At 61.1% G+C, this 19,560-nt stretch carries 17 protein-coding genes; 6 read left to right on the forward strand and 11 right to left on the reverse strand.

Going from position 1 to position 19,560, the window contains the following annotated elements; translation table 11 throughout:
• Positions 1–199: 199 nt before the first annotated feature.
• The 3 genes from sake_RS00615 to sake_RS00625 form a co-directional block, all read right to left on the reverse strand.
• Positions 200–721 carry a flavin reductase family protein gene (locus tag sake_RS00615; RefSeq protein ID WP_129358379.1) on the reverse strand — a complete coding sequence of 174 codons (522 nt, stop codon included), beginning with the start codon at positions 719–721 and terminating at the stop codon, positions 200–202.
• A 175-nt stretch (positions 722–896) separates the two neighbouring features.
• Positions 897–2,285 (reverse strand): UDP-glucose/GDP-mannose dehydrogenase family protein, encoded by a 1,389-nt coding sequence (locus sake_RS00620; protein ID WP_178945223.1) that lies wholly within the window; start codon positions 2,283–2,285, stop codon positions 897–899.
• Between the two features lie 168 nt (positions 2,286–2,453).
• Positions 2,454–3,212: a LysE/ArgO family amino acid transporter gene (locus sake_RS00625; RefSeq protein WP_129358381.1), complete on the reverse strand. Its 759-nt coding sequence runs from the start codon at positions 3,210–3,212 to the stop codon at positions 2,454–2,456.
• Positions 3,213–3,291: 79 nt separating this feature from the next.
• On the opposite strand from sake_RS00625, the gene sake_RS00630 reads away from it, so the two are divergent.
• Positions 3,292–4,209 (forward strand): ArgP/LysG family DNA-binding transcriptional regulator, encoded by a 918-nt coding sequence (locus tag sake_RS00630; protein ID WP_129358382.1) that lies wholly within the window; start codon positions 3,292–3,294, stop codon positions 4,207–4,209.
• 490 nt (positions 4,210–4,699) lie between these two features.
• Here sake_RS00630 and sake_RS00635 read toward each other — a convergent pair whose 3' ends face one another.
• The gene (locus sake_RS00635) at positions 4,700–6,313 is read right to left on the reverse strand and encodes an FAD-dependent oxidoreductase (protein ID WP_178945224.1); all 1,614 of its coding nucleotides are present in this window, start codon (positions 6,311–6,313) and stop codon (positions 4,700–4,702) included.
• Between the two features lie 277 nt (positions 6,314–6,590).
• Here sake_RS00635 and sake_RS00640 point away from each other — a divergent pair, with 277 nt between their 5' ends.
• Entirely contained in the window at positions 6,591–7,130 is a 540-nt protein-coding gene (locus sake_RS00640; RefSeq protein WP_129358384.1) for a YceI family protein, read from the forward strand.
• A 149-nt stretch (positions 7,131–7,279) separates the two neighbouring features.
• Positions 7,280–8,029 (forward strand): hypothetical protein, encoded by a 750-nt coding sequence (locus sake_RS00645; protein WP_178945225.1) that lies wholly within the window; start codon positions 7,280–7,282, stop codon positions 8,027–8,029.
• A gap of 56 nt (positions 8,030–8,085) precedes the next feature.
• On the opposite strand, the gene sake_RS00650 is transcribed toward sake_RS00645, so the two are convergent.
• Together sake_RS00650 and sake_RS00655 are read right to left on the reverse strand one after the other, a co-directional pair.
• Positions 8,086–8,337, reverse strand: coding sequence for a hypothetical protein (locus sake_RS00650; RefSeq protein WP_129358386.1), 252 nt, complete (start codon positions 8,335–8,337; stop codon positions 8,086–8,088).
• On the reverse strand, positions 8,338–8,829 hold the full coding sequence (locus tag sake_RS00655) for a cell division protein CrgA (protein WP_178945226.1): 492 nt from the start codon (positions 8,827–8,829) through the stop codon (positions 8,338–8,340).
• Positions 8,830–9,078: 249 nt separating this feature from the next.
• Here sake_RS00655 and sake_RS00660 point away from each other — a divergent pair, with 249 nt between their 5' ends.
• Genes sake_RS00660 through sake_RS00670 form a run of 3 tightly spaced genes read left to right on the forward strand, consistent with a single transcriptional unit; the run spans position 9,079 to position 10,596 of the window.
• Positions 9,079–9,783 carry a class E sortase gene (locus tag sake_RS00660; protein WP_178945227.1) on the forward strand — a complete coding sequence of 235 codons (705 nt, stop codon included), beginning with the start codon at positions 9,079–9,081 and terminating at the stop codon, positions 9,781–9,783.
• Positions 9,784–9,786: 3 nt separating this feature from the next.
• The gene (locus sake_RS00665) at positions 9,787–9,948 is read left to right on the forward strand and encodes a hypothetical protein (protein WP_165000919.1); all 162 of its coding nucleotides are present in this window, start codon (positions 9,787–9,789) and stop codon (positions 9,946–9,948) included.
• Between the two features lie 9 nt (positions 9,949–9,957).
• Complete coding sequence (locus tag sake_RS00670) at positions 9,958–10,596, forward strand: aminodeoxychorismate/anthranilate synthase component II (RefSeq protein WP_178945228.1); 639 nt, start codon at positions 9,958–9,960, stop codon at positions 10,594–10,596.
• Between the two features lie 74 nt (positions 10,597–10,670).
• Here the strand turns inward: sake_RS00670 and pknB are convergent, their stop codons facing one another.
• Genes pknB through sake_RS00695 form a run of 5 tightly spaced genes read right to left on the reverse strand, consistent with a single transcriptional unit; the run spans position 10,671 to position 19,557 of the window.
• Positions 10,671–12,884, reverse strand: coding sequence for a Stk1 family PASTA domain-containing Ser/Thr kinase (pknB, locus tag sake_RS00675; RefSeq protein ID WP_129358390.1), 2,214 nt, complete (start codon positions 12,882–12,884; stop codon positions 10,671–10,673).
• A gap of 10 nt (positions 12,885–12,894) precedes the next feature.
• A complete protein-coding gene (locus sake_RS00680) occupies positions 12,895–14,727 on the reverse strand; it encodes a protein kinase (protein ID WP_129358391.1) in 1,833 nt (610 codons plus the stop codon).
• Positions 14,724–16,166: a penicillin-binding protein 2 gene (locus sake_RS00685; RefSeq protein ID WP_129358392.1), complete on the reverse strand. Its 1,443-nt coding sequence runs from the start codon at positions 16,164–16,166 to the stop codon at positions 14,724–14,726. Before sake_RS00685 ends, sake_RS00680 begins: the two co-directional genes overlap by 4 nt.
• Positions 16,163–17,662 (reverse strand): FtsW/RodA/SpoVE family cell cycle protein, encoded by a 1,500-nt coding sequence (locus sake_RS00690; protein WP_178945229.1) that lies wholly within the window; start codon positions 17,660–17,662, stop codon positions 16,163–16,165. The genes sake_RS00685 and sake_RS00690 overlap by 4 nt, the downstream gene beginning before the upstream one ends.
• A complete protein-coding gene (locus sake_RS00695; RefSeq protein ID WP_129358393.1) occupies positions 17,659–19,557 on the reverse strand; it encodes a PP2C family serine/threonine-protein phosphatase in 1,899 nt (632 codons plus the stop codon). Before sake_RS00695 ends, sake_RS00690 begins: the two co-directional genes overlap by 4 nt.
• Positions 19,558–19,560: the final 3 nt, after the last annotated feature.

Here is a 19,560-nt window from a genome sequence, read left to right on the forward strand (position 1 = left end):
GGGGGATCAGATGCCGTAGTGAATTCCGGTGATTAAATGATGCGACCGGTCTATGGGGGTCTGATCGCGTCTCACCGGATTGCCGCACTGTGCACATCAGCAACCCAGCCCACCAAAGTTAACTCGCTACTTTCGGGTACGAATAATTATTTCCGCATATTACGCAAAAATGCTGATCTGAAAATATGCTGGATAGGCGCTAAATCATGTATGAATGCTCACCGAGAGTATGGAATGCACGACGGTGATAAACCAAGGGAGTTCCCGGGTCATTGTTTCGAGCGGCTTCTATGACTTCGGCCGTGAAGACCAGGGCAGGGCCGGCCTGTGCCTGAGTCAGGGTTCGGCACCGCAGCACTCTGCTGACGTCGGTCAGCAACGGCTCGCCGGTGGGGAGGGTCTCCCAATTCATCACATCGCCGAAACGGGGTGCGCCGTGCGTTGCGAAGGTCTTGGCGAGCTCGACATTCTCGGCGTCCAGTAAGTGCACCAGGTACGTTTCGGCGTCAGCGATATGCGCCGCTGAACCGCGTCGGGCGGCGAGGGAAAAGCCCAGAATGGCCGGGTCCGCCGAGATAGACGAGACGGAGGAGGCCGTCAGGCCCACGGGACCGTCCTCGTCGGTGCTCGTGATGATCGCGACGCCGGCCGGGTGGTGTCCGAAGATCTCCTTGAAGATCTCGCTGATAGATTCCCTGTTTTCTGGACTCGCGTCAGTCATCGATCATCCTTTCAGCGGACTATACCGAATGTCCGCTAGGCCTACCTTTCTCCTCACGATAGAGCGAGCACTTCCACTGGCGCAGGGGAATACGGAATCTTACGTCCCGTCTCCCAATGTGACCGGAGTGTGAAAAGGTGCGTGACCGTGGCTGGATCGCCTGAGAGTCTGACCCTCACGGGCGCGAGACGGCCTTTGGTCGATCGGCTCGGAGAAGGGCGAGGTTTTCGGCCGGCTCGGAGACTCCTCGGCCGATCGATGCGTAGCGGAAGCCCCCCTCGGCGACGCGGGAGGGCTCGTAGAGATTCCGGCCGTCCACGATCACACGACCGCGCATTCTGGAGGCAAGAAGTTCGGCATCGAAGACGCGGAATTCTTCCCATTCCGTGCATATGACGAGTGCATCGGCGCCCGCGAGGGCATCGAAACTGTTGTCCGTGAAGACCACTGGGCCTGCGTCGGTTCCGAGCGCGGCACGGAATGTTCCGACTGCTACCGGATCGTAGGCGCGAACAGCCGCGCCGGCATCGAGGAGCGAGCGAACCAGGACCAAGGAAGGCGCCTCGCGCACGTCATCCGTTTTGGGTTTGAACGAAAGACCCCAGACGGCGACGGTCGCACCATCCATCGAGGGCATAAGGCTCTCCAGCTTGCGGAATATCGACGTCTTCTGATGAGTGTTGACGCCATCGACGGCTTCGAGTATCCGGGGTTGGCACCCCACCGTGCGGGCGGTGTGCGCCAAAGCCGCAACGTCCTTGGGAAAGCATGAACCACCGTACCCTGCGCCCGCGTAAAGGAATTGATATCCGATGCGCGAGTCCGAACCGATGCCGACGCGGATCTTTTCGACGTCGGCTCCGGTGGCCTCTGCAATGCCTGCGATCTCGTTCATGAAGCTGATTTTGGTTGCGAGCATGGCGTTGGCTGCGTACTTGGTCATTTCCGCCGAAGCGATGTCCATGGACAGAATCTTCTCGTGCTGCCGGTTGAAGGGCTCGTAGACATCGCGCATCGTCCTCTCATCGTCAGCGCAGGATGTGCCGATGACGATCCGCTCGCTGTGCTTGAAATCCTGGATCGCGGCCCCTTCTTTCAGGAACTCGGGGTTGGAGCACACCGTAACCCGGTGTTGGGCGCCGCGCCCGCCGATGGCCCCGTCAATGAGTGATTGGATCCTCTCGGCCGTGCCAACCGGAACCGTGGATTTGTTGACTACCAGCAACGGGTGGTCCGTGAGATTGCCGATGTCTTGGGCGACGGCGTCGATGGAGCGCAGGTCCGCGGAGCCGTCGGAATTCTGCGGGGTTCCCACTGCGATGAAAACGACCTTCGCCTCGAAGAGGCCCTCGGACGCGTCGTCCGTGAAATCGAGCCGACCCTGTTCTGCGTTGGTGCGGATCATGCCGTCCAGACCCGGTTCCCAGATGGGGCAGGTCCCGGATCGAAGCAGCTCGATGCGTTGAGGATCCACGTCTATGCACGTGACGTGGTGGCCTGCGTCGGCCAAGCACGCGCCGGTAACCAGTCCAACGTACCCTGACCCAAATATTGCGATTCTCATGTCTGCGTCCTCTGAGCGGGGAATCCCGTGCCATGGGCAATCGGGTCTGTCGACGCTTCACAGTAGGCTCGGCCACAAGAACCCCACGTGAACTTCGCGTGACCTCTCGCAAAAGGTCGCGGGACAAATTCGGCCGCAGGCGTGAGCGAGTTCCCTCTGCCGGATCCCCTATCCGATGATCAGGTGGGCTGCGAGGGTGAACATGATCAGTGCAATGATGCCGTCCAAAATTCGCCATGTACCGGGACGGGCAAAGAAGGGTCGGAGAAGGCGGGCACCGAATCCCAGGGCGAAGAACCAGATCGTGGAGCCCACAACGGCTCCGACGAAGAATAACCATCGCCCTGGGTCGCCCTGCTGATTGGCGACCGATCCGATGAGCACCATGGTGTCCAGATACGTATGCGGATTGAGGAAAGTCATGGCCGCACACGTCAGGAGCAGGGCGAAGACCGTGGGTTCGGGGGATGCGGTCGTCGTCGTGCGTTGAGTGCGCGTCGCCCCCCGGGTCTTGAGGCTGACACCGCCACCGGGGGTGGAGGCGCTCGATTCACTCGATTCGTCGGCGCTTTCCTCCGGGAAGTGCGCCCCCGGCCCCACCGCATCCTGCGGGGTGACGACGAGGGCCTCACCGCTGGGCCGGATGGCCCTTGTGGCGGCCATCGCACCGTAGCTGACCATGAATATCACGCCACCCCACAGGAGGACGGTCTGGATCCAGGGGAGCCTCTCGACCAGGTAGCCCATTCCGCCGATCCCTGCGGTATACAGCAGGGCATCAGAGACGATGCAGAAAACGATGATGGGCAACATCGGGCGCCCCATAATGCCTTGCTTGAGGATAAAAGCGTTCTGGGCACCGATGGCAGTGATCAGAGCGAGGGTGGTTCCCACACCCAGGAGAATCAGGGAGAAATCGATGGTCATGAGACCAAGCTATGACCAGAAAGCAGAACAGTACAGCTAAAGTTTTTTAGGATACCTAAGCTGAGCTTATGATGATGGCGTGAAGAGATTTACCGCGGAGCAGCTCAGGACGTTCGCGACCGTCGTGGAGGAGAAAACTTTCGAAGAGGCCGCGCCGGTCCTCCGGGTTTCTGCCTCGGCGATTTCGCAACGGATCAAGGCCATGGAGGAGGCCTGCGGGCAGATCCTCCTGAGGCGATCCAACCCTGTGGAACCGACCGAGCCCGGGCGCGCGGTCCTGAGGCTCGCGAAACAAATCGAATTGCTGACCCTCGAATCGGAGCGTGAACTCACCGGAGGAGACCAAGTCCGGCGGCTGGCGATTGCCTCCAATTCGGATTCCCTGGCGACTTGGCTCCTGGATGCATTGGCGTCCATCCCGAGACACGAGCGACTTTACTGCGAGGTTCACCGTGAAGACGAAAGACACTCCTCGGCGCTGTTGCGTTCCGGTGGCGTGATGGGGGCACTGACCGTGGATCCGCAACCGGTTCAGGGATGTTCGGTCGAGTTGCTCGGTTCAACGCGATACTTCATAGCGGCATCACCGGATTTCGTGAACTACTTCTTTCCGGCCTTCTTCAAGAGTCCTTCCCGGCTCACCGAAGACCAACTGCGCGAGGCCCCGGTGATTCAGTTCGAACGTAAGGACATCATGCTCGACGACATGGTCCAGCTGCTCGCCGAGAGCCACGGGCTGAGGCCCCAGACCCAGGCGCCTCGCGTCTACATCCCCTCGTCGACGCAGTACTACAGGGCCGTCAGCCTGGGAATGGGTTGGGGCGCCGTGCCGGATCTCCAGGCCGAGGAAGCGTTGAGGACCGGGGAGCTCATCAGGCTCGTGGAACGGCCCATTGACATCCCGATCTACTGGCAACGATGGACCATCGATTCCCCTGCGCTCCAGAGACTCACGGAAGCGATCCGGGCAACAGCACGCCAACGACTCAGGCAGTGACCAACCGGCTTCACTCAAGGATCTCGCTCAGTCAGCCCAGCCTGCGGATTGAGGAGGCGACGTCGGCCGCCGTCGGTGCGGTGACATAGCTGATCCGGATGTGGGACGCCTAGCGTTCGGTCGGTTGATAGTTCCCGCCCGGGGTCACCGCGACGCCGCGCGCCGGTGCCCCTTCCGCGGACGCACTGGGCGAGGTCATGGAGGGTAACTGGACCCGGGGAAGGTGTCCGCCGTGCGGAATCCACGTCAGAGTCTCGGGGCCAGGGTCTCGTACATCGCGCCGACGGCCGATGCGTGCCGTTGCCTCAGTTGCTCTCCGCCAGGTGGGCCAGACTCCGCTTCTCGCTCCCATCCGGGCCGTACTCTTCCGGGGCGAGCGTTTCACGCTGGCCGTACCGCTGACGGCGGTACTGGTTCTCTGGCCTGCATTATGGTCCCCCAACGCATCAAGGATGCCTGAGCCGACCGTGGCGTTGCCGCCCCACACCCTCTATTTTCCGAGGAATTCCGCGGCGGATTCACCGGCGATGCGTCCGGAGTTGAAGGCAAAGGCGAGCGTCAGGCCGTCAATCTGTGGGTACGTGCCTCCGTAGAATCCCGTGGTCTCGTTGCCCCCAGCAAATAAGCCGGGAATGGGAACGCTGTGCGGGTCGAGCACGCGGGCTCGCTCGTCGATGCTGATGCCGCCCAAGGTCCCGCGGACCGTGTTGACGACTTTGACCGCGTAGAAGGGGCCGGCGCTGACCTGATGCTGGAGCACAGAAGCGGGAGTGAAGAATTCTTCGTCGTGTCCCTCGCGAACAGCCTGGTTGTAACGATCCACCGTGTCCGCGAACTCCTGGGCCTGGAAGCCGACGGCGCCCGCCAGCTCCTCGACCGAAGTTCCCATGTAAGCCGAGCCGCAGTCCACGGCCTCGCCGAGCGCTTCCACGAGCTGGGGTTGCGCGGGAGTGCCGACCGTTCCGGGAGGCAGCGGCGCACTGTGGTCCTCGCCGGGGGAGAGTGCGAGGCCCTCGGCGGAGAGCTTCTCGACCGTGGAAGAATCCAGGATCATCCAGAAGTGACCGCCCTGTTGGTAAACGGCGGGTCCGCGCTGCCCGAAACGGTACGTCACGGCTTCGTCGATGAAGCGTTTCCCTGCAGTGTTGACCCACAGGAGCGGCAAGTTGGCCAACATCGCCAGGGCCCTGGAAGAAAAGCGTCCCGGCACCGTGAAGCTCGGGATGTCCAGGGTGCGTTCCGCATCCGAGACCCCGCCGGCTGCCGCAGCGATCTGCCGGCCGGTTCCCACGGCCTTGCGTTCTCCGGTGAAGTGCAGGGTCGAAGCGTCGATCGGCCCCAATTCTCGTTGCACCAACTCCATGTTTCCGACGAAACCGCCGGTTCCGATCACCACGGCGTTGGCACTGATGTCCACGTGAATCGGGGCCGTGTTCTCATCCGATTCGAGATCCTCGGAAGCATCCTTGCTGAGGGCGGTCGGAGTCGAGATGGGCTTGCCCGCGTCCGTCTTCTCCGCACGGATGCCCAGGATTTCGCCTTCGGCGCCGGTTTCGATCGCCGTGGCGGCGGTTTCGGTCAGCAGAAGACCGTCCATGTCTTGAAAGGCCTTCAGCATCTTCTTGAATCCACCGAATTTGGATGCGTAACGGTGGTAAGTCCGTGCGTTGCGGTGCGCGGTCAGAATTCCTGTTTGGGCCTGGACAGGGGCCGAGTGCGCGTCGTCATGTTCGGCCAAAGTGGTTTTGAGACCGTGACTCGCAAGCCATGAAACCGTCTCCCCGGAACGGCCGACGACCGCGCGCACCAACTTCTCGTTGCACCGGTGGCGATTGTATTCGGTGATGGCGTGAAATGCGTCCTGGACGCTGAAGGTCTCTCCCGCTTCCCTCTGGGCCTCGGACTCATAGGCGGCGAATCCGGTGGCGCCGAACATTGCTGCGCCGCCAGGGCGGTTGCCCTTTTCGAGCAATACGACCTTGACGCCTCGCTCGGCGGCGGCCAGTGCTGCTGCTATGCCGGTGCCGCCCGCGCCGAGCACGACGAGCTCGGCGTCGTAATGCTCTGACTCTTCTCGGGGCTCAAACACGGGTGCGGTAGTCACATGTCCTCCATTGGTTTAGGTGTACCTAACAGCGTAAAGGGAAATCTCTTGGGGTTACAGGTGTGAGACCGATCCGAGTCCGGAGCGTCATTGAATGCAAATTTCCGTCATGTCTTGCGGCTGAGGGGGGCGCGGAGTCTCGCGAATCCGGTTTGGGCCGTCGGCCTCGGGATGCGTCCTCACTTGCCGGGAATAGATTGACCGGGCACGGGGTTGTGATGGAAAAGGTTTACTCGTAAAGTAAATCTCGAACTCAGATCAACGAAAGGATCTCACCATGACCACCTTCAACGAACTCTCCGTAGGCATCTGGACCCTTGACCCCGCTCACTCCGAGGTCGAGTTCACCGTGCGTCACGCCGGTATCTCCAAGGTGCGCGGCACTTTCCAGGAAGTCTCGGCCGAGCTGAACATCGGCGAGCAGTCATCCGTGACCGCCTCGGCGAATATCGCTTCCTTGGACTCCGGCAATGCCGACCGCGACGGTCACGTCAAGGGCGCAGATTTCTTCGATGCAGAGAACTACCCGACCATGACCTTCACCTCGACCTCGATTGAGTCCGATGGCGAGGATTTCACCCTCAACGGTGACCTCACCATCAAGGACGAGACCCGTCCCGTTTCATTCAAGGGCGAATTCGGCGGCGTTGCCGTGGACCCGTTCGGTGCCACCCGCGCAGGGTTCTCGGCTTCCACCGCGATTTCCCGCAAGGATTTCGGCATGACCTGGAACGCCGCGCTCGAAACCGGTGGCGTCCTGGTCTCCGACAAGGTCAACATCTCGCTCGACGTCTCCTTCATCGCGCCTCAAGCATAAGGGCGCAGCGCCAGACTCCATAGGTTCCGGCCCAGGGCCCCTCTGCCTCCTCATTGAGGCGGAGGGGCCCTGTGCCGTGAATATCGGTGGCCACCGTGCGCTACGGTCAAAGGAGGAAATACCTTCCGACCCGCGAACGGAGGCTCGCCATGACCACTCTCAAGGACTGGACTCAAGCGCACCGAATGTGGGTGGATGACTTCGTTCTGACTCTCCGGCTCTCCGGTGCCACGGGAGAGGACATCGCCGACCGCCTCGCTTCCGTGCACACCCAGTGCGACGAGATGGATCGCTCTCCGGAGGAGGAATTCGGCGATCCCGCGGAGTACGCGAAATCCCTGGGGTTCGAGCCCAAGGCTTCGGAGAAGAGAGATGTCCTCCGGACGGCTTTGCCCGTCGTCGTGCAGGTCCTATTGCTCCTGGTGGGTTCCTATGCGATCCGTGACTGGATCACGGGTACCGAACTCGTCATCAACTTGGGGACTCTGATCTGTTGGGTGGTTCTGGTCGCCATTGTCGGTGTCGTCACCGCGACGACGGCTTGGGGAAGCACCGCGATTTACAACGTTTGGGTTTTCACCGTTGTTTTCGGTCTCGCGATCGTCCTGGGGGCGGCCGGTGCGTTGATCTCCCGAGCGGACCTGCCCGTGGTGTTCTCTGGGACGCCCGTGTTCCTGGCCGCGGTCGGGATCTTGGGGGTGCTCGCAATAGCCGTCCTCTCCACCCTCAGGCTCGTGAGAACCTCGCGTCGGACGTCCGATCCTCGTGTGAGACGCGACGAACCCGAGCAGCGCCGGGCAGGCGGGGCTCCCAGAAGTCTGGCCGTTATCGTGCCGATCTTCTGGATCATCCCGCTTTTCATGGCCTTCGATGCCGGCTTTACGGCGATGACTTCGTAGGTCACTGCCATCGGCTCCGTGTCAGACCTCCGTATCCCGCATCGGTCGGGTTGCAGTTACGAGATCAGCTTCTGGACCACGAAGTAGACCACCGGGACCAGTACGAGCAGCAAGAGGGCCCAGCGGCGCACGCGCGTTTCGGTCTTCGCGGCCCTGATGTCGGGGCGATCCTCGCGGGGCCGTGTCGGACGGGCCTCAGACCTTTCCGCCGAGGGGCCCATAGTCTGGTCCTCGGCCGCGGCTTCGGAGTCGGGATGCTGGCCGGACTCGCCGTTGAGGGGGTCCTGAGGGTCCCGAGCTTCGGCCACCTAGCGCCACCTGGTTGTCATGATCAAGCCGACCATCATCAGTCCGATGCCGATAGCGATGTTCCAGAAACTGAGATCGGGGATCGGCAGCGCCTGGTCGGAGATGTAGAAAGTCATGATCCACAGGAGACCGATGATCATGAAGCCGAGCATGATCGCGATGTACCACGTGGGGGTCGGGGAGGATTGACGAATGTTGGACGTCATCTCGTCCGCGATTTTGCGCAGGCGCTCGTCTTCGGCGCTCTCGTGGGCCCGCTTCGCCTTGGTATCCGACGGGGAGGTCCTGCTCGTGTCTTCGTCGGCGATGAGGGAGGTTGTTCGGTCCGTCTGGCCTACGGCGTCGCCGCCTTCCGAAGCGGTCACCTTCGAGTCAGCGCCCGCAACGCTAGATCCAGCGCGGCGTGAGCCGAAAAGCCCCCGACGGGGATTCTTTTCGGTCGACGTTCCGGTGGCGAGGTTGCCCCCGCCTGTCTTCTTGTCCTCGGCCATTCTTGGTCCTCCTGGAATTCCGCGTCCGACTTCTGCGGTGACCACATAAGGTATGATTCTGGGCGAGAACGGCCTGTATTCGGTGGCCGATCGCCTGAATGTCGAGTCTAACCAATCTGCCAAGCTCTTGCCGATATGTGCCTGTGGATTCACGGCTCGTACGAATGATATTGGCAGTATCTTTTTCGTCAGGAGGTGCCGTTGGCCGCGCGGAGAGCATCTTCACGGGCTGACCGACGGCCCCGCAGCATGGTCGGCGGTGTGATTCAGGTCCTGGGTGAGTTGCTCATCACTGTGGGTCTCATTCTGATCTTGTTCGTCGTATGGCAACTGTGGTGGACCAATCTAGAATCCGACAAAGCGCAGGCCGACGCCGTCGACCAGATGAAGCAGAATTTCCGGGACTCCGGAAGCCTCGATGATTCCGGCAAGGGCCCAGAGGACCCCATTATCGGGGAAGCCCCGGCGCATGGTCAGGGTATCGGGATCATGTATATTCCTCGGTTCGGCGAGGCCTATGAGCGCCCGGTCATTCAGGGTACGGGCCGCGACGTACTGGACACGCTCGGTGTCGGTCACTACGAATCCACTGCAATGCCGGGAGACATCGGGAATTTTGCGGTAGCGGGTCACCGACAGACCAACGGCAAGGTCTTCGACCAGATCGACAAGCTAGTTACCGGGGACCGCATCTACGTTCGCACTGCTCAGGGCTATTACACTTACGTCTTTCGAAATAACGAGATCGTCCTGCCCTCGCAGACGGATGTCATTGCACCTGTCCCCGGATATCCTGGAGAAGAGCCACAGGACCGCATCATGACATTGACGAGCTGCAACCCTCGATTCGGGTCTACCGAGCGCATCATCGCCTACGCAGTTTTCGAAGGATGGCAACCGAATTCGGCGGGGCCGCCCCCGCCCATCGCCGACCTCGTGGGGAAGGACCAGTAACAGATGTACGGATGGGTCTTCGCTCATGTCCCGGGCCCCTTGTGGCTTCGGATCATCATTGCGATAGTTCTGATTGTCGCGGTTGCTTATCTCCTCATGGAATTCTTGTTTCCGTGGCTTGAAGAGTACAGCCCATTGAGCCCCGACGTGACCGTGGACGAGTAGGAGAATTTCATGACTATCAAGATTCTCGTGGTGGACAACTACGACAGCTTTGTTTTCACCTTGGTCGGGTACGTTGAGCAGTTCGGCGCGGAGACCACCGTGATCCGCAACGATGATCTCAGCACCGAGGAAGCCAGGCGTCTCGCCGAGCAGCACGACGGCGTGCTGATTTCGCCAGGGCCGGGAGCGCCCGCTGAGGCAGGGGTCTGCATCGATCTCATTCACTGGGCCACCGAACACCAGAAGGCGCTCTTCGGCGTGTGCCTGGGCCACCAAGCCATCGCCGAGGCCTTCGGCGGCACCGTGACTCACTCTCCCGAGCTCATGCACGGAAAGACCTCTCGGCTGACCCACAATTCGCTCTCCGTTTTTTCCGGCGTGCGAACGCCATTCACCGCGACCCGATACCACTCCCTGGCGATCGCGGACGGGACCCTGCCGGAAGAGCTGGAGGCCACCGCGTGGACCGAATCGGGGATCATTATGGGTGTGCGCCACCGTTCTGCGCCGCTGCACGGGGTTCAGTTTCATCCGGAGTCCGTGTTGACCGAGGACGGTTACCTCATGGTCGGCAATTGGCTCGAGTCCTTAGGTCTCGCCGGGGCGGTGAGGAAAGCCCGTGACCTCTCCCCTCTGATTGAGGCTTAGAGACACTCAGGAAATAAGTGAGCGGGCGGCCTCGTGCCCAATGGGCATGAGGCCGCCCGCTCACTTTGTCTCGCTTACCGTCCCGGGCTGGGGCTGGAAGAAGGCGAAGGGGAGGATGAGGGCGACGGGCTACTGCTGGGTGAGGAGTTGCCGCCGGAATTCCCGTTGGAGTTATTTCCCCCGTTCGCGGCCGAGTCACCGGAATTTCCACTCGGACTGCTCGATGGGCTGGGCGAAGGAGAGGGCGTCGCACGTGGTCCGGAGGAGACAGCGATGGTCACTGTGGAGCCTTGGGCAATGGACGTCCCGGCCTGTGCGGACTGGCGCAGAACTGTTCCCGCGGGCTGGCTCGACTCTTCATTGGTGATTTCAGTCGAGAGCAGGGTGTCCTTGCCGGTCAAGGTCGCAATCGCCTCGTCACGCGTGAGCCCGACGACCTGGGGAACCTGGACCTTGCCGGTCGAGAGGACCAGGTTGACGGTGGTGTCTGCGCTGACCCGCTCGCCCAACTTGGGGTTGGTGTCCACGACCAGGCCTGCCTGAACGGTCGGACTGTTGGCCGTTTCCACTCGCCCGGCCTTGAGACCTAGTTCCTCGAGACGGGAGCGCACATAGGCTTCCGACTGGCCCGAGAGGTCCTCCGGAAGCTGTACATTCGCGGGACCCTTGGATATTCGAAGGGTTACCGTCGAGTCCTTTTCGACCTCGGTTCCGTCGGCGGGGTCCGTGTTGATCGCATTGCCATGCTGGATATTGTCCGAGAACTCTTCCTCGACCTTGACCTTGAGGCCTTCATTGCGCAGATGTTCCTCCGCGTCCGACTCCGACTGGTTCGCAACGGCCGGCACATTCACGTAGACGGGCTTGTTGAGCTCGTTCTGGTAGTAGAGCCACGCGCCAAGGGCGGTTGCAGCGAGCAGGAAGATGATGAGTCCGAGGATCACGTTCTTCCAAGCGTTACGACGCCGTTTCTTGGAAGCGAGGGCCTTGTTGCGCTCGTAATCGTAGAGCTCGTCCTCGGAGTACTCGTCTTGCGCTGATGGGAAGAAACCGGAGACGTTCGCGTCTTCCATCTGAGGCTGGTCGCCCTCATTCGTGGTATACGCGTTGTACTCTCCTGAGTCCGAAGCCTCCGGGGAGTTCAGTGATGATTCGTACGCTTCGTTGTCGCCATGGTGGGCCTTGCCGTCAGCCGCCCGGGACGCCGCCGCACCCGCGCCCACAGCGGTGGCACCCGCTGCGATTCCGGTGACACCGCCGATGGCCTGCGTCGGATCTTCGTCTGGGGCCCCTGCATGGCCGACGCTGATGCCGTGGGAGGCATTCTGGAGCGCAAAAGCGAAGTCTTCTGCGGATTGAAACCGGTCGACGCGGTTCTTTTCGAGCGCCCGGAGGACCAAAGCATCCAGGGCGGGTGAAATCTCTGACCTGAAGGTACTGGGCGTCTCCGGAGCCTCGCGGAGGTGCTGCTCCACAACCTCGATGCTCGTCGAACCGTCGAAGGGCGGCCTCCCGGCGAGCATCTGGTAGAGCAGGCACCCTACGGCGTAAAGGTCGGAGCGTGCGTCGACCGTTTCGCCCCGGGCTTGTTCCGGGGAGATGTAACGGGCGGTACCCATGATCGTCTGGGCTTCGGTCAACGGACGAGCCGTTTCGGTCATAGCCCGGGCAATACCGAAGTCCATGACCTTGATCCGGGCTGGCCGACCCAAAGCCTCGTCTTCTTCGGTGCGGTTGAGCACCATGACGTTTCCGGGCTTGATGTCTCGGTGAATGATGCCGCGCTCATGGCTGTACTCCAGTGCGTCGAGGATGCCCTCGGTATAGCTCAGAGCATCTTCGATCGCGAACTGCCCCCGGTCGGCCATGACGTCTTTGAGAGTTTCTCCGTGCAGTCGCTCCATCACGATGTAGGGAACGGAGTCGGCGTCTGCCTCTTCGTCGGGTTCGATGTCGTCGTCACCGGGGTGCTCCAACTCCACTTTGGGCATGGGAGCCGTGGCATCCGGATCCGCTATCGCATTTTCTTCGGTCATCGGACGGAACGTTCCGGTATCAAAAACCGCGATGACGGTCGGATGGTTCAACGATGCGATGGCCTCGGCCTCGCGGCGAAAACGGGTTCGAAAAACACTGTTCTCGGCGTGCTCAGGGCGCAGAACTTTGATGGCGACCTGACGGCCCAGGCGGTTGTCTTCGGCCGCATAGACGGTGGCCATGCCGCCTGAACCCAGGATCCCACCCAGTTCGTATCGGTTATCGAGAATACGTGGAACGCGCAGATTCATAGGGTCTCAGTCATCCGTTGGAGCCTTGGGTGCCGCCCTCGGACGATTCACCCGGTTGTTGATTCTCGTTGGTCGCGGGTCTTGTGGAGGCCGCCGAAGGCGAGGGTGAGCTCGGCTGGGACGGAGCGGATGACGTAGGCGCCGGGTTCTCGGGAGCGGGGCTCGAACTGCTCCCGGATCCAGTGGACACGTAAACGTCAACATATGAGCCAACCGTCACCTTGCTTCCCTCACTGGGAGAGGTCCGGACGACTTTGCCGGAGGCCTGATCGCTCGAGGTCTGATCGTGACGGGTCACGTTCACGCCCATTTGAGTGATCTCGTCTATGACGGACTGGGCATCCTGGCCGACCATCTTGCTCGGCAGGTTAACCGACTCGGGCCCGGTGGAATACACCACGGTCACATTGGAACCAGCGGCAACCTGCCCCTCGGGGGAGACCTCGAGGACATTGTTCTCGGGCTCGCTGGAATTCTTTCCTTCCGAACGGACAGTCAGGCCCATGCTCGCCAGCTGGGAAACGACGTCGTCCAACTTCTTGCCTTTGTATGCCGAAGAGTCGATATCAACCATCTTGGCCGAGCTCGAGCTTGCCGAAGGTTGCGAGGAACTCGAGGAGGGAGACGCCGAAGATACGGATCCACTCGCTCCAGGGGATGCGGAGGCGTCCGTCCCCGAACCCGACTGCACGATCCACCAGATGCCGAGGCCAACAGCCAGCAACAACACCAGCAGAGGGACAAGCCATTTCCAAACGGCAGCACCCTTGGACGATTTCTCCGCGCCGTTGTCCGAGTAATCGCCCTGGTACTTCAACGAACGAGGTTCGCCCACGGCAGGCAACTGCGATGTGGTGGGGTGGGCCTGATATCCGGCGGCCGAGGCCCCCGAACCGAACTGGCGGGTAGCGTCAGTCCCGCCCAAGGGCTCGGTAGGCGTCGTGACGGGCTGTGTCTGGCTCGTGTCGGTGCTGATCGGCAGGTACGTCGAGAGCCCGGGAACGGCCTTGACAGCGGCCTTGAGGTCATTGCGTCGGATAGCGTCGACGGCGCTCGCGAGCGTCGTCGCATTCGCCGGGCGTTGGGCCGGGTCCTTGGACAGCAGACACATGATCATGGCCTGCGCGGGCACCGGTACGGACTTCGGCAACGGTGGCGGCGGGTCATTGACCTGGGCCAATGCAATTGCGATCTGAGATTCCCCGGTGAATGGACGCTTCCCCGCAAGGCACTCGTAGCCGATGATGCCGAGTGAATAGAGGTCGGATGAGGCCGTTGCGGTCTGTCCGGTGGCCTGCTCGGGCGCAAGGTACTGGGCAGTTCCCATTACCTGGCCGGTTGCCGTCAGCGGCACCTGATCCGCCAGACGGGCAATGCCGAAGTCGGTCACCTTCACGCGGTTGTCGGGCGTGATCATGATGTTTCCCGGCTTGACGTCGCGGTGCACCAGTCCCTGGGCGTGCGCGGCGGCCAATGCCCGTGCCGTCTGGGCGATGATGTTGAGGGTTCGATCGGCCGGAAGTGTCTTCTCGCGCTCGATGATGTTCGACAGAGGCTCGCCAGGCACGAGCTCCATGACCAGGTACGCCGAGCCTTCTTCCTCGCCGTAGTCGAAGACGTTAGCGACGCCGGGATGGTTCAGAAGTGCCGTATGGCGAGCCTCAGCGCGGAAACGCTCGAGGAAACCGGGGTCCCCCGTGTATTCCTCTTTCAAGATCTTGACGGCGACGATGCGACCGAGGACTTTGTCCTTGGCTTTCCAGACCTCGCCCATACCGCCGATAGCGATGCGCTCGGTCAGGCCGTAGCGACCGCCAAGGGTCATCGATGATGAGGGCCTCACTGATTCAACACCGCCTCGAAAAGTTGCTTGGCACCAGGGCTCGTGAGCTGGGCTCCTGTGACCGCATCTACATCTTCATAGACAATAGCAACAGCTAGTTCCGGGTCGTCCGCCGGTGCGAAACCGGTGAACCACGCTTCGTTGTTTCCGTCCACGCCGGTCTCGGCGGTTCCGGTCTTCCCCGCAACCTTGGTCCCGTCGACCTTCGCGCCGGACGCGATTCCGTCGTCGACGTCGTTGACCATCCAGTCGCGCACCTGATGGGCCACATCGGGCGAGGTTGATTCCCGCAATTGCTCCGCCGAAAAATCGTAGAGCGTGCTCAGACTGTTGGACCGAACTGTCTTGACTATGTTCGGTTTCATCTGGACGCCGTTATTGGCGATTGCGGAAGACATCATGGCCACCTGCAACGGGGTGGTTTTGACGTCGTATTGACCGATCGAAGACAACGCGAGCTCGCTCTTGGACATGCCACTGGGGAAGTTTGAAGGGGTGACGCTCATCGGGATGTCCAGATCCTGGCCGTACCCGAAGTTCTTTGCCGTCTTGGCAATCTTATCCTCACCGAGGTCCATTGCGATCTGTGCGAAGGGAGTGTTGCACGATTGTGCTAGCGCCCATTGCAAGTCCGTCTTGGACTGGGAGGAACAGTTGCCATTGACATAATTCGGCAAGGTCGAAGAGGAGCCTGGAAGAGGCAGGTTCTGCGGGTTGTCCAGAACCGAATCCTTGTTGTATTTGCCCGATTCCAAGGCGGCCACCGCATCCATGATCTTGAACGTGGAACCCGGTGAGTAGAGGTCGCCGGATATGGCTCGGTTGTAGAGTGGGCGGTCCTGGTCCTGGTTCAGCTCGGAGTACGCCTGGATGACCGATTTCGAGTCGTGTGACGCGAGTTGATTGGGATCGTAGCTTGGCGTGGAGACCATGGCTTTGATCTCACCCGTCTTCGGGTTCATCGCAACGACCGAGCCCTTGTGGCCGGCCATCAACTCCGTGGCCTTCTTCTGCAACGTCGGATCGATGGTCAGCTCGACCGAAGCACCGTGAGTGTCTTGGTTGGAGAAGATTTGCGCGATGCGATCGTAGAACTGCGAGTCCGATTTTCCGGAGAGCTCATCGCTCATAGCGGATTCGAGGCCGGTGGACCCGTAAACCATCGAGAAGTACCCGGTGAGGGCGGCGTACTCGTCGGTCTGTGAATACTGGCGCTGATAACCGAAGCTGTCGTTGGACGGAACGGACTGTGCGATCGCGGATCCGTCGACGAGGATGGACCCGCGTGCTGAACCGTACTGATCGTAGAGCTGGCGGCTGTTCCAGGGGTTTTCCGCCAGCGCACCGGCATGCACGTATTGAACGTACGTCAGGGAGCCGATGAGCAAAATGAAGACGCCCGCCGCGGCGAGCCATGTTCTTCGGATGGCCTGGTTCACGAGTGACCTCCTGCTGAATGTGGGGAAGAAGCAGTTTCCTCATGAGAGTTCGAGCCGAGTCGGGAAATCGCCGCAGTAGCCCCCAACTGACCTGTATCCGCAGTGGTTTCGGCATCGGCAGTCTCCTCATTGACCACGCGAGGCGAACGAGCCGAGTGAGAGATTGCGAGTAACAACCCGACGATGAACCAGTTTGCGAGGAGGGACGAGCCTCCCGCGGACATGAATGGCGTCGTCAGACCGGTCAGCGGAATCAGGCGTGTCACTCCGCCGACTACCACGAAAAGTTGCAGGACCATGGCGGCGGACAGACCTGCCGCCAGGAGCTTGCCGAACGCGTCGGGCGTCCCCAACGCCGCGCGGAATCCCCGGGAGACCAATATCAAGAACAGCATCAGAATCGCTCCGAGGCCCAAGAGCCCGAGCTCCTCTCCGATGGCCGTGATGATCATGTCCGAATTCGAGAATGAGACGAGGTCGGGTCTGCCGTTACCGAGACCACGTCCGAAGAGGCCACCCGATGCGAGGCCGAAGAGCCCCTGGACGATCTGCCCCGAACCGCCGCTTTGCTGGTTGTAGACCTCAGGATCAAAAGCGTGAACCCAAGAATCTATGCGCAGGGTCACGTGGCTGATGGTCTTGTACGCGAAGAAGCCGCCGACGACGACCAGCACCAGTCCGAGAGCGACCCACGTGAACCGGTTCGTAGCCAGATAAAGCATCGCCAGGAACAGACCGAAGAACAGGATCGCGGAGCCGAGGTCATGCTGAACGACGAGGACGCCGATGCTCACGAGCCATGCTACGAACATCGGGGCGAAGTCCTTGAAGCGCGGAAGCCGAATCCTCCCGATCTTCTTGCCCGCGAGCAGGATCAAATCGCGATTGGTAGACAGATAACCAGCGAAGAATATAGCCAACGTGATCTTTGCGATTTCGCCGGGCTGAAAAGTCCTGCCGCCGATCGCGATCCAAATGCGAGCACCATTGATCTCGGTCCCGAGGCCAGGAACCAGCGGAAGAAGCAGCAATAGGACCGAGGCGGCCAGGCTGATGTACGTGACGTGCAAAAGCACCCTGTGATTCGTGAGGAACCACAGGGCCGCGGCACAAGCAATCATTGCAACGGCGGTCCACGCCGTCTGGGAACTGACCGAGGACGTCGGCGTGGTGAGATCGATGCGATAGATCATCGTCAGGCCAATGCCGTTGAGAACCACCACGATCGGGAGGATGAATGGATCCGCGTACCGTGCTTTGAGGTGGAGAATCACGTGAATGATGAGGGAACCGAGAACAAGGACAGCCGCGGCGGCGACGACACGATGGTCGAAGGAGGCCGTGTTGTCCAGATCCACGAGGCAGAGCGAGCCGACAGCGATGATCCACGAGATGGCCAGCAATAAAAGCTCGAAGAAGCGACGAGGCTTGGGGATGTGCTGCTCTTCGTCCGGAGTATAGGAATGCTCCTGAGCAGGTTGAGCCTGGGTTGTCACTGGTCGTCACCTCCTTGCCCGTCTGAGCTGGGTTTTTGACTATCATTGCTGGAATTCGATGATTTATCACTTGATGGCGGAGCACTCGATACTGTTCCGTGGGGCGCTGGGGAGGTGGATTCCCCTCCGCCTTGGGAACCCAAGTCCAGATCCGACACCACGCGCTCGGCATCTGCCACGGATGATGCGTGAATGCCCTCGTGGACGCGCGATTTGGAATAGGCCGGAAGATCGGAGACCTTCACGTCGGTCTCTCTCTCCAGGTTGTTGAGGTGTATCGGTCCGAGTGATTGGTCGACGCCGCGGTAAATTGCGACCTTGCCGTTATTCTCACCGACGTAGTACTGGCTGTTGACCCACGCCAACCCGGCCCAAACAGCACCCGCGATGAGCACCAGAATGAATGCCCAGATGAAAGCGGCCAGGCCCCACCGTCGCTTCCGGCGTCGGGGGCTGTCCATCTCCTCGAGCAGTTCGTCCGGAATCTCCTCGCCCTCGTCGGTGTCCATCGACGGTGTCCGTGCCAGAGTCGCCCTGCGCTGAACGGTCGCATCGGTCACCGTGGGTATCTGGCCGGTGTGGGTGGCGGAGGCGGCCGCTCCTACCAGCAGGTGGGGTCGTTCCTCCAGCTCTCGACGCAAGATTGAGGCGGAGCTTTCTTCTTGCTGACTGGCCTCTTCGAGGTCGATTCCGGACCGTTGCATCATCGCATTGAGCACGGAGTCCGAGAAGGAATCACCGCGCCACCGGCCGTGCCGAAGGGTGTGGCGGACCTTTTCGCCACGTTCTCGGGGCAGTCGCCGCCGCCATGGAGCCTTCAACTCGTTGGAGTCCTCGTCCACTGGGGCACGGTCCCGAGTCGAGGAGGCGGCATCAACGCCTGCGACATTCTCTGGTGCAACGTCCGATGCCCCAGTTTCCGGAGATTCTTCTTCCCATGGGGCCAGGGATGAGTCGTCCTCTATATCCAGGAATTTGGGCCACTCTTGATCCGGATCGTTGGAGCGGTGCGAGGAGCTTTCGAACGATGAATCAGCCGGCATGAGTCCGGAACTCGACGTGGTTCCGACTGCCGCTTGGGGTTCCTCGGAAACGCGCTCGGGATGTTCGTCGGCCCGGCTGTCCCGGCCTACGGCGTCAAGGCGACTGGTGACGGCGTTGGCCAAGTTCGCCTCCTCATTGACCTCGACCACGGCGACGGTCACGTTGTCCGGTGCGCCTCCGTCGAGAGTCAGTTCAACGAGGGACTCGCAGATTTCCTGTAGATCGTTGGTCGATCCGAGGATCGATTCGATCATGCGATCCGAGACCACGCCGGAGAGTCCGTCCGAACACAAGAGCCACCGATCGCCAACTTGCGCGTCTACGCGTTTGAGCTCAAGTTCGGGTGATGCGTCGGTATCCCCGAGAACACGCATGATGACGTTCTTGTGCGGGTGGTGCTCTGCTTCCTCGGGGCGCAACCGGCCTTCTTCGACCAGACGCTGGACGAATGTGTGGTCGGTGGTCATCTGCTCGAATTTTTTGCCGCGCAATCGGTAGGCGCGTGAGTCACCGATGTGGGCGAGCTCGAGTTCGTCGCCGTCCACCAGAAGGGCCGTGCACGTGGTTCCCATGCCGGCCAGCAGAGGATTCATTTCGACCAATTGGTTGAGGATGATGTTGGCCGTCTGAATTTCATCCGCAAGAATCGTGCCCGCTGAGCCGTCATATTCTGAGTGATCCAGGGGGGTCAGGTCGAGAACGGTCGAGGCGGATGCGACGTTGCCGCCCACATGGCCTCCCATGCCGTCGGCGACGACGGCCAGGTATCGGCCCGCATATGCGGAATCGTCGTTTTTGCTACGTACGCGTCCCGTGTCTGAGCGTGCCGCGTACCGAAAAGCAATATTCATCGG

Source organism: Kocuria sp. TGY1127_2 (assembly GCF_013394385.1).
Lineage (GTDB): Bacteria > Actinomycetota > Actinomycetes > Actinomycetales > Micrococcaceae > Rothia.